Source organism: Vibrio sp. 10N.222.49.C9 (assembly GCF_041474985.1).
GTDB classification, from domain to species: domain Bacteria; phylum Pseudomonadota; class Gammaproteobacteria; order Enterobacterales; family Vibrionaceae; genus Vibrio; species Vibrio crassostreae_C.
The window spans coordinates 1-324 of record NZ_JBFRVD010000056.1; the positions used below are offsets into that span (position 1 = coordinate 1).

Sequence of the window (324 nt, forward strand, 5' to 3'; positions counted from 1 at the left end):
AAGTGGGTTTCCCCATTCAGGAATCCCAGACTCAAAAGGTTATTACTACCTAATCTGGGCTTATCGCAAGTTATTACGCCTTTCATCGCCTCTGACTGCCAAGGCATCCACCGTGTACGCTTAGTCACTTAACCATACAACCCGAAAGGGTTTCTATTTGCTTTCACTTTAAAAAGTGAAGACAAATAAGCGTATGGCAACTAACCAAGGTTTTTGGTTGTCATCAAGAAGGGTTAATTCTCAATGACTGTTTGCCGGACTCAATTGTGATTCAAACAAGTTTGAATCGAATACAAGACACTTGAATGTGTTTGTTGTGTTTAT

The 324-nt window shown here is 40.1% G+C and carries 1 rRNA gene; it reads right to left on the reverse strand.

What is annotated here, in order from left to right:
* Window positions 1-134: ribosomal RNA gene (locus AB4585_RS20155) — 23S ribosomal RNA — on the reverse strand; the annotation flags it as partial.
* Window positions 135-324: the final 190 nt, after the last annotated feature.